General features: G+C 72.5%; 6 protein-coding genes and 1 pseudogene. 1 reads left to right on the top strand and 6 read right to left on the bottom strand.

Annotated features, from left to right (window positions below; translation table 11 throughout):
- The coding region (locus AB0O19_RS03935; protein WP_363617599.1) for an FAD/NAD(P)-binding protein at positions 1–1,292 on the bottom strand (1,292 nt) is incomplete at its 3' end.
- Between the two features lie 359 nt (positions 1,293–1,651).
- Here AB0O19_RS03935 and AB0O19_RS03930 point away from each other — a divergent pair.
- On the top strand, positions 1,652–2,293 hold the full coding sequence (locus AB0O19_RS03930) for an SRPBCC family protein (RefSeq protein WP_363617597.1): 642 nt from the start codon (positions 1,652–1,654) through the stop codon (positions 2,291–2,293).
- Between the two features lie 28 nt (positions 2,294–2,321).
- On the opposite strand, the gene AB0O19_RS03925 is transcribed toward AB0O19_RS03930, so the two are convergent.
- From AB0O19_RS03925 to AB0O19_RS03905, 5 genes and pseudogenes are all read right to left on the bottom strand, one after another.
- On the bottom strand, positions 2,322–3,905 hold the full coding sequence (locus tag AB0O19_RS03925; RefSeq protein WP_363617595.1) for an NAD(P)/FAD-dependent oxidoreductase: 1,584 nt from the start codon (positions 3,903–3,905) through the stop codon (positions 2,322–2,324).
- A 134-nt stretch (positions 3,906–4,039) separates the two neighbouring features.
- A pseudogene (locus tag AB0O19_RS03920) lies at positions 4,040–6,223 on the bottom strand (TIM-barrel domain-containing protein); the annotation flags it as partial.
- Positions 6,224–6,828: 605 nt separating this feature from the next.
- Positions 6,829–7,620 carry a carbohydrate ABC transporter permease gene (locus AB0O19_RS03915; RefSeq protein ID WP_363586619.1) on the bottom strand — a complete coding sequence of 264 codons (792 nt, stop codon included), beginning with the start codon at positions 7,618–7,620 and terminating at the stop codon, positions 6,829–6,831.
- 44 nt (positions 7,621–7,664) lie between these two features.
- Complete coding sequence (locus AB0O19_RS03910; protein ID WP_363374460.1) at positions 7,665–8,594, bottom strand: sugar ABC transporter permease; 930 nt, start codon at positions 8,592–8,594, stop codon at positions 7,665–7,667.
- Positions 8,595–8,637: 43 nt separating this feature from the next.
- Positions 8,638–9,909, bottom strand: a complete 1,272-nt coding sequence (locus AB0O19_RS03905) for an extracellular solute-binding protein (protein ID WP_363586605.1) — start codon at positions 9,907–9,909, stop codon at positions 8,638–8,640.
- Between the last annotated feature and the right edge of the window lie 158 nt (positions 9,910–10,067).

Genomic DNA, 10,067 nt, shown 5'->3' with positions numbered 1-10,067 from the left:
GGGTGGTGCGGGCCGTCGGCGGGGGTGTCCACCCCCCCCCCCCCGGGGGCGGGGGAGCCGAGGCCGGTGGTGAGCAGGTCGGTGATCAGCGGGTCGTCGACCCGGGTGAGTTCGGCCTCGGAGCCGGTGCAGTTCAGCACCGCCCCCACCCGCAGCGCGCGGCCGTCGTCCAGCCGGACGTCGATGACCTCGCCGACCTCGCCGGGGCCGTCCGCGGTGGTCTTGGCGTCGGCCACGGTGCCCCGGCCGATGCTGACCAGGCCCGCGTCGACGGCGGTGCGCAGGGCCCTGGCGCTGACCGGCGGGATCCGGTGGCGGTGGGTCTCCCAGAGCCGGAGGTCCCGGGCCAGCAGCCGGGCCTGGTCGGCGGGTGAGAGCTGCTGCCACAGGGCGCTGGTGAGGGGGCGGAGGCTGTCGACCCCGGCCCGCCAGTCGCCGTGGACGCGGCGGCAGCGGGCGATCTGGCACAGCACGGCCCGGCGCAGCGCGGGCAGCCCCGCACGGGCGTCGAGCTGCGGGACGGCCGGTGCGGCCGGGGTGGTGAGCGGGGTGGCGGCGTGCGGTCGGGGGACCAGTCCGTTCCGGGACAGGGCGTGGACGACGCGTCCGGGGCGTTGCAGGCTGAGCGCCATGTCGACCATGGTCAGGCCGGTGCCGACGAGCAGGACGTCGCGGTCCTCGGGGACGGCCGCCAGGGCGCCGGGTGCCCAGGGGTCGGCCAGGAACCGCCCGGAGTCGCGCAGCGCCGGCGGTGCCCAGGCCTGGCCGGGTGCGAAGTTGCCCAGGGCCAGCACCGCCGCGTCGACGTCGAGCGGTGGCCCGTCGTGCAGCCACAGGCGCAGCGGCGGGGTGGTCGCCCGGGGCCGGTGGGTGAGGGCGACGACGCGGTCGGGCACTCGGACCAGGTCGGGGGTGCCAGGGCCGGAGGCAGCCGCTGCCAGGCTCTCGGCGAGGTAGCGGCCGAAGAGGCGCCGGGGGACGAAGTCGTGCTCGCCGCCGCGGTCGCCGAGCCAGCGCACGAAGTGGCCGGGGTCGTCCCGGTGGGCGCTCATCCGGCCGGCCGGGACGTTCAGCAGGTGGTGCGGCGCGTCGGTGCCGAACGCCAGCCCCGGGCCTGCGGGCCCGGGGTCGATGAGCCAGATCCGGGCCGGTGCGGGTCTCCCGGCGGCCGCGTGGTGGAGCAGGCGCAGCGCCGTGAGGGTGCCGGCGGCGCCTGCGCCCACCACGGCGATCTCGTGCGGGGGCCTGCTGTGGTTCACGGCGGCCGCGTCGGACGCAGCGGGAGACGTCATGCGGCCAACATCGAGCCGATCGCGCCGCCGCGTCCAACGACGGTTCATAGGCCCCTCGCCAAGCAGGACTTATGGCCCGGGGGCGCGGTGGTGCGTCGACCTGGGGCAGGGGCGAAGGTCACGTAGGGTCCCGGGTTCGACACGTTCCGTCCCATAAGGAGAGTTTGGGGCGCTCGGCCGCCCGCCACCCGACCTCTGGTTAGAGGGTGTCACGAAAGCTGTTGACCTCTTACGGGAATTCGCGTTATAACTTCTAACGAACGCGCAAGCGTCTACCGCGTGTGGGGCTGCCGCAGCCTCGCCCGCGGCCCGACAGGCAACGCCCGCCCACCAACTGACACTCGATCAAGGGGAATCCCATGTCCGGCACCCGCAGCACCGGCGTCCGCGCCGCCCTGTTCGCCGTCCCGCTCGTCGTCAGCCTCCTCGGCACCGCGGCCGCGCCCGCCGGGGCCGCCACCTCGCGCCCCGGTCCGTCCCTGACCTGCCGCGGCCAGGGCGTCGATCCCCGGGCCCAGGTCCGCTACCGGGCCGAGACGGTGGTCCACGCGCCGCTGCACACCATCTGGAAGCTGCAGACCGACGTGGAGCGCTGGCCGTCCTGGCAGGGCCCCGTCGCGAGCGCGGAGCGCCTCGACCACGGCCGCCTGCGCCCGGGTTCGGCGTTCCGGTGGACGACCCCGCTCCCGCCCAACCCCGCGACCACCGCCACCAGCCTGGACATCACCTCGACCGTCCAGCAGCTCAAGCGGGAGTCCTGCATCCGCTGGACGGGCCCCGCCGTCGCCGAAGGGCTGCACATCGACGGCGTCCACGTGTGGAACTTCACCGAGGTCGAGGGCGGCGTCCGGGTGAGCACCGAGGAGACCCACACCGGGCCCCAGGTCGACGCGGACGTTCCCACCGCGACCGCGATCCTGCGCCAGGGCCTCGACGGGTGGCTGCACGACCTGAAGACCACCGCCGAGGCCATCGCCGGGGCCGACGCCGACCGGAGCTGACCGGCGCCGGGGCCGACGCCGACCGGGGCTAACCGGAGAGGGCTTCGAGGGCGGCCCGGGCGGCGTTGTGGCCGGGGATGCCGCTGACTCCGCCGCCGCGGACGGCGCCCGCGCCGCACAGCAGGACGTTCGGGTGGGCCGTCGCCACGCCCCAGCGGGCGGCGGGGCCGTCCACGGGCCCGGTCGCGAACGGGAAGGAGAGGTCCCGGTGGAAGATGTGGCCGCCGGGCAGGCCGATCTCCCGTTCCAGGTCGGGCGGGGTCCTGGCCTCCACGCAGGGCCGGCCGGTGGCGTCCGGCGCGAGGCAGTCGGCGATCGGTTCGGCCAGCACCTCGTCCAGTTGGGCCAGACTGGCCGCCAGGGCGCGCTCCTTGGCGGCCGGGTCGGTGAACAGCCGGGCGGGCATGTGCAGGCCGAACAGGGTCAGCGTCTGGAGGCCCTGGCGGACGGCTTCGGGGCCCAGGATGGTGGGGTCGGTGAGGGTGTGGCAGTAGATCTCCGACGGGGGCGCGGAGGGCATCCGGCCGGCCGCCGCCTCGGCGTAGGCGGTCTCCAACTGCCGGTAGCCCTCGGCGATGTGGAAGGTGCCCGCGAAGGCCTCCCGGGGGTCCGCGCCGGTGTCCCGGAGCCGCGGCAGCCGGCGCAGCACCAGGTTGACCTTCAGCTGGGCGCCCTCGGGCGCGGGCCCGGGCTCCTCGCCGAGGAGGCGGGCCAGGGTGGCCGGGGCGGCGTTGACCAGCACCCGGCGGCCCGCCGCCGTGGCCTCGCCGCCCCGGTGGCGGTACGTCACCTCGGCGTCGCCGTGGCCGTCGGTGGCGATGGCGGTGACCTCGCACCCGGTGCGGATCTCCGCGCCGGCGGCCAGGGCCGCCTCGGCCAGCGCGTCCGTCACCGCGCCCATGCCGCCGACCGGGACGTCCCAGTCGCCCGTCCCGTTGCCGATCACGTGGTAGAGGAAGCAGCGGTTCTGCCGGAGCGAGGGGTCGTGGGCGTGGGTGAAGGTACCGATCAGTGCGTCCGTCAGGGCGATCCCGCGGACCAGGTCGTCGCTGAAGGTCCGTTCGATCGTCTCGCCCAGCGGCCGTTCGAACAGGGCGGTCCAGGCGGCGTCGTCGGCGATCCGCCGGCGCAGTTCGGCGCGTGCGGGCAGCGGCTCGGTGAGGGTCGGGAAGACCCGTCGGGCGACCTGTCCGGTCATGCCGTAGAAGCGCTGCCAGGCCTCCCACTCCCGGTCGGTTCCGGTGAGCGCCCGGAACGCCTCCCCGGTCCGGCCGGGGTCGGCGGCGTCCACCAGCAGGCCGGTGGGCTTCCCGTCCCGGACGGTGGGCGTGTACGAGGCGATCCGGCGGCGCCGCAGGTCGAGCCGCAGGCCCAGCTCCTGGACGATCTTGCGCGGCAGCAGGCTGACCAGGTAGGAGTAGCGCGACAGCCGGGCGTCCACGCCGGGGAACGCCCGGGTGGAGACGGCGGCCCCGCCGACCCGGGGCAGCCGTTCGAGCAGCAGGACCCGGTGTCCGGCCCGGGCGAGGTAGGCGGCGGCCACCAGCCCGTTGTGGCCGCCGCCGACGATCACGGCGTCGTACCGGGCGGGGGTGGACGGGTTCGCGTTCACCCCCGCCACGCTACGGGACGGGGGCGGGCCGGGGAATGCCCCGGACACAGCGGCCCCGGAACGCCGCAGGGCCCCCTCGCGGCGGTTCGCGAGGGGGCCCTGCGGCGTCCGGCCGGTCAGTGGCCGCCGTGGATCAGTTCGACGGAGAAGCCGTGGTCGGTGGCGACGGCGGGCGTCCTGACCTGGGTGACCCCGGTCGCGGCGTCGTAGTACCAGCCCGAGGCGGCCGAGTCGAGCGCCGCCGCGGAGTCCAGCCGGGGCAGCGGTCCGCCCTGCGTGACGACCAGGCGCGGGGCGGGCTTGCCGTGCACGGTGAAGCGGTACCCCCGCTCGGCCGGCTTGCCGGTGTAACTCCCCATGCTGGCACCGACCTTGACGACGGTGACCGGCCCGTGGGCGCGGACGTCCACCCGCTGGGTGGCCGAGGCGCCGGCGGCGAAGCCGCGGGTGACGCCGTCGTCCTCGTACAGGGTGTAGGAGGAGTCGCCCTGCGGGTAGAGGTCGTAGTCGAGCCGGGTGCGGTCCCGGTTCTCCCAGGACAGCGTGCCCTCGGGCCACATCGGCACGATCGAGCCGCCCTTGACGAACAGCGGCAGGGTGTCCAGCGGCGCGGAGTAGCCGTTGACCGTGGTGGGGCCCTGGTAGGTGCGCCCGGTCCAGTAGTCGGTCCAGGTGCCCTTGGGCAGGTAGATGCCGTCGCGCACCGAGGTGTCCGAGTAGACCGGTGCGACGAGGAAGTCCGGCCCGGCCAGGAACTCGTACTTGGCGTTCGGGCCGAGGGCCGCCGGGTCGTCCGGGTACTCCAGGGCGAGCGGACGCACCGCGCCGACGCCCGTCCTGGTGGCCTCCGCCGACAGCGTGTACATGTACGGCAGCAGCCGCTCCTTCAGCTGGAGGTACTTGCGGTTGATCGAGGTGTAGGGCTCGCCGTCCAGCCAGGGCTGCTGGTCGCGCTGCTCCTTGCCGGCCATGTCCCTGGCCCAGCCGTCCATGGTCATGATGGCCGGGAGGAAGGACTTCCACTGGAGGTCGCGGGTGTACATCTTCGGGTCGCGGCGGTAGATGGAGCCGACGTCGCCGGTGTTGTAGGCGATGCCGGACATGGTGGCGCCGGCGTAGGTGGGGATCTGCCAGCGGATGTAGTCCCAGGACAGGCTCTGGTCGCCGCTCCACAGGACGCCGCAGCGCTGGGCGCCGGCCCAGGAGACGGGCAGCCAGACGAAGCCGCGGGCGTCGCTGCCGTCCTCGATGCCGGCCTTGGCCTGGTCGCAGGCGTTCAGCGCGAAGTCGTAGCCGTTGCCGACCCAGGCGACGTCGAGCTTGCGCACCAGGGCGCCGGCCTTGACCTCGGCGGCCTGGTCGGGCAGGCCGTTCTGGGTCCAGAGCCCGAGCTGGGCGTGGTCCTTGCGCAGGCCCTCGCCGGTCTGGGCGAGGTTCTCGTAGCCGCAGCCGTAGCCGTCGTTGACGAGCATCCAGCCGAGCGGCATCTGGTTCCGCACGTAGCCGTCGGCGACCTTGAGCGCGTCGGTGGTGTGGCGTTCGCCGCGGTTGGCGTTGTGCAGGTAGCAGTCGGAGTCGCCGGGCTCCAGGCCGTAGACGGGCGGCATGAAGGGCTTGCCGACCAGGGTGGTGTACTTGCCGATCACCGACTTGACGTCACCGGTGAAGTAGTAGGCGTCCAGGCGCCGTTCCTGCTGTCCGGTGCGCACGGGCGAGCCGAAGTCGTAGCTGCCCGGGGCGAAGGTGTTGCGGAAGACGCCGTAGCCGGCGGTGGAGATGTAGAACGGCTGCGAGTTGTTGTAGCCGCCCTCGTTCCAGTTGGTGCTGTTGGCGACGTGGACGGTCTTGTCCCGGTGGGAGAAGGAGCCGTTCTGCTCGCCGCCGCCGAAGAACTGCTCGTCGGCGCCGCGGACCAGGCTCTGCCGCAGCCCGCTGGTGGACCAGCGCAGCGGGGCGTCCTCCTGCCAGATGGCGGTGCGGTTGTCGGCCTTGTACAGGCCGAACCTCAGGGGGTGCTTGTAGACCCGCAGCACCTGGTCCTTGGAGCGGATGCCGTAGTAGTCGCCGGCGTCGAACGACGAGGTGCCGCGCTGGAGTTCGGGCTGCTTGCGGATGATCGTGCTGCCGGCCGGGTCGGTGAGCACGCCGTCCGGGGCGGCGCGCAGCCGCAACTGGTCGTCGGCGAGGAAGTCGACCTTGGCCTTGAGGGTGCCGGCGGCGATGTCGTAGCTGCCCTGGCCGCCGGAGAAGGAGGTGAGGTCTCCCGCGTCGGCGGTCTGCGGCAGGTAGGCGCGGCCGGTGAAGGAGCCGCCGTGCACGTCGTAGGGGACGACCAGGACGTGGTACGTGCCCGAGGCCTTCGGGATGACGGTCGCCTCGGGGTTGGCGGTGCCCGCGCTCTCGGCGACCTCCTTGCCGTTGGCGTCGTAGACGTAGAGGTCGAAGTCGTCGGTGGGGTTCTGCCACTGGATCGAGAGCGGGACGCCACCCTCGGGGTTGTCGTCCCAGTAGCCGGCGGGCGCGTCGACGGTCAGGTCGAAGCGGCCGCAGACCGTACCGTCCGGGTCCTGGGCGGCGGACGGGCAGGAGGCGGCGCCGCCGAGGGTGCCCTTGGCGTACGTGGGGCTCTGCCAGGTGGTGCTCTGGTGGCTGCCGTCGAGGACGGCGGAGCCGGGGGTGGCGGCGCGGGCCGGCAGGGCGGGCCCGGCCACGGCGGCGATGCTGGTGAGGGCCACGGTGAGGGCGGCCCGGCGGAGGCGAGGTCGTACCAAGCGCACGGTGTGTTCTCCCGTCGGATGAGCAAGAGATGTTCACTTACTGCGCGAAGCTGCTTGAACATGGGGGAATACAAGCAACATTCACAGTTGTGGCCGGTCCATGTCAATGGCGGGGTCGCCGTTCCCGACACCCCGGACGGCCGGGGCTACTTGACCGATCCGGCGGTCAGCCCGGAGACCACGTGGCGCTCGATGACGGCGAACAGCACCACGACCGGCACGATCGCGACCACCGATCCGGCGAACAGGTAGTTCCACTCCACGGTGTAGTTGCCGATGAAGCCGTTGATGCCGACGGTCAGCGGCTGGCTCTCCGGGGCCGTCGACAGGGTCAGGCCCATCACGAACTCGTTCCAGGCGGAGATGAAGGTGAAGATCACCGCGGTGACCACGCCGGGCATGGCCAGCGGCAGCACCACCCGGCGCAGCGCCCCGAGCCGGCCGAGGCCGTCGAGCAGCGCGGCCTCCTCCAACTCGACCGGGATCGAGCCGATGTAGGCGGTGAGGATCCAGACGGCGAAGGCCAGGTTGAAGGCGGCGTTGCAGAGGATCAGCGTCCAGACCGAGTTGAGCATGTCCAACTGGTAGAACTCGCGGTAGAGGCCCACCAGCAGCGAGGTCGGCTGGAACATCTGGGTGACCAGGACGAGCAGCAGGAAGAGCCTGCGGCCCCGGTACCTGAACCGCGCGGTGCAGTACGCGGCGGGCAGCGCGACCAGCAGCGCCAGCACGGTGGAGCCGCCGGCGACCAGCAGGGTGACCTTGAGGTTGGCGCCGAGCGTCGACTCGCGCCAGACATCGACGAAGTTGGACCAGGCGGGGTGGCGCGGCAGGTAGCCCGCGTCGCGCAGCTCGTCGGCGGGGCGCAGCGCGGTGACGGCCATCTCCAGGTACGGGAGCAGGAAGACCGCCGCCAGCAGCCAGGCCGCCGCCGCCATGACCAGGGCGCGCGGGCGGATCCGGCGCGCGGGCGGGCGGGCCGTCAACGCTCCTCCCCGTTCCAGCGGCCGACCTTGAGGAAGACCAGCACCATCAGCACCACCAGGGCGAAGTTGACCACCGACATGGCCGCGGACTCGCCGATGTCGGTGTTCTTCAGCTGGTACATGAACACCGTGCTGGTGGCCGTGGCGCTGCCCGGGCCGCCCTGGGTCATGCCCCAGATGACGGGGAAGGAGTTGAAGACGTTGATCAGGTTGATCACGAGGCCGACCAGGAAGGCCGGGCGCAGCAGCGGCAGGGTGATCCTCCGGTAGGCCTGCCACGGGGAGGCACCGTCCACCCGGGCCGCCTCGTACAGCTCGCCGGGGACGGTCTGCAGGCCGGCGAGCAGGGTGTAGGTGGTGAACGGCAGCGAGACGAAGACGGCGACGAGGACCATCCAGGGCCAGGCGGTCGACGGGTCGCCGAGCCAGTCCCGGGGGCCGTCGACCAGGCCGAGGTCGGTCAGCGCGGTGTTGAGCACGCCGGCCGTCCGGTCGAGCATCCACCGGAAGCCGATGGCGGTCATCAGGACGGACGCCGCCCAGGGGGCGATCAGGGCCCAGCGCGCGAACCGGCGCCCGGGGAAGCGCTGGTTGAACAGCTGGGCCAGGCCGAGCGAGAGCGCCATCGTCAGGCCGACGACGGCCACCGTCCAGACGACCGTCGAGAGCAGCACCCGGCCGAGGTCGGCCTCGCCGAAGAGCTTGCGGTACTTGTCCAGCCCGGCGGAGCCGCGGACGAACCCGCTGGTGCTGATGCGCAGGAACGAGGTGCGGACCATCTCGTAGACGGGCCACAGGACGACGGCCAGGATCAGCAGGACGGCCGGGGCGATCCACGGCAGCGGTCCGAGCCGGCCGGGGCCGGAGCCCGTCCGGGCGGGCCGCCCGGGCCCGGAGGCTTGGGGGGTGGGGGAGTCGAGGGACACGGCGGTGCCTTTCGGACGGGGCGCGGGCCGGGGCGGGCGTGCCCTACTTGTTCGCGACGGCGTCCCGGGCCTTCTTCTGCAGGTCGCCGAGCACCTTGGCCGGGTCGCCGGCGACGGCGGTGCCGATGCTCTTCTTGAGCTCGGCCGAGACCGCGTCCCAGGTGGTGTTGCCGAGCGGGTAGAAGACGGCGTTCGGCAGGAGGGCGAAGAACGGTTCGAGGTCCTTGTGCTTGCCGCTGGCGGTCATCTCGCGCAGGGTGCTCTGGGTGACCGGCATCAGGTTGTAGGTCTCGTCGAAGGCGAGCGTGTTGTCCTTGGAGTACGCGAAGTCGAGGAACTTCCTGATCTGGTCGCGGTGGCCGTTCTTCTTGAAGGCCATCGTCCAGTCCGCGACGCCGAGGGTGGAGGCGAGCGGGCCGGTCCTGCCGGGGATGGGCGCGACGCCGTAGTCGACCTTGCCGTCCTTGGCCATCTGGATCAGCGAGGGGTGGCCGTTGGCCATGGCGGCCTTGCCCGCGGCGAAGTCGGCGAAGGCGGTCTTGCGGTCGGTGGTGGCCGGGTTGGCGTAGGTCAGGCCGGGGTCGACGAGGTTGGCCTTGAGCCAGCGGAAGGTGTCGACGTCGGCCTGGCTGTCGATGGCGTACGTGCCGTCCTTGGCGGTGGGGCCGCCGCCGTTGCCGAGCTCCCAGATCATGCTCTCGCCCTGGGCCTCCTCCGGGCCGAGCGGCAGCGCGTACGGGGTGACCCCGGGCGCCTTGGCCTTGATCAGTTCGGCGTCCTTGCGCACCTCGTCCCAGGTGGCGGGCGGCTGGGTGATGCCGGCCTGCTGGAAGACGGCCTTGTTGTAGAAGAGGGCGCGGGCGGAGGAGACGAACGGGATGCCGTACTGCACGCCGTCGACCCGGCCGGCCTCGGCGAAGCTCGGGATCAGGTCGGCCCGGGTGTCGGCGGACAGGACGTCCTCGGCCTTGTAGAGGAGGTCGTCGGCGACCTTGTCGGCGTAGCCCCCGGTCTGCAGGACGTCGGGGACGTTGCCGCTCTGGATCATCGTCTTGACCTGCTTGTCGATGTCGTTCCAGTTCATCACCTGGACGTCGACCCTGATGCCGGGATTGGCCGCGGTGAACGCGGTGGCGACGCCGTTCCAGTAGGCCTTGGAGCTGTTGGACTCCTTCTCGCCGTAGTCGGCGGCGACGAGTTTGAGCGTCACGGCGCCGTTCGGGGAGGACCCGCCGCCACTGCTGCCGCCGCACGCCGTGAGGGCGAGCGCGCCGACGGCACAGACCGCCCAGAGGGTACGTACACGTGTGTTCACCGCAGTTACCGCCTTCGTACGCCGCTTGATCCTAGTTGCTTGAAGAGCGCTGGTTCTGAGCAGATTCGAAAGAGCGTGGCGTCGGGCAGTATTCACGAGGCGGACCGGCGGGGTCGAGGTGTCGCCCGGATGTCGTTATCGGACCGTTGCATGACAAC

Source organism: Kitasatospora sp. NPDC091276, assembly GCF_040684355.1.
Taxonomy (GTDB): Bacteria; Actinomycetota; Actinomycetes; order Streptomycetales; family Streptomycetaceae; genus Kitasatospora.
Note: the sequence above shows the minus strand (reverse complement) of the source record. Positions and strands in the feature narration are given on the sequence as shown.

Bases quoted from the DNA above. Each gene is read 5' to 3' on its own strand.
- AB0O19_RS03930 (WP_363617597.1), top strand. From the start codon at position 1,652: ATGTCCGGCACCCGCAGCACCGGCGTCCGCGCCGCCCTGTTCGCCGTC.
- AB0O19_RS03915 (WP_363586619.1), bottom strand. From the start codon at position 7,620: ATGGCGGCGGCGGCCTGGCTGCTGGCGGCGGTCTTCCTGCTCCCGTAC.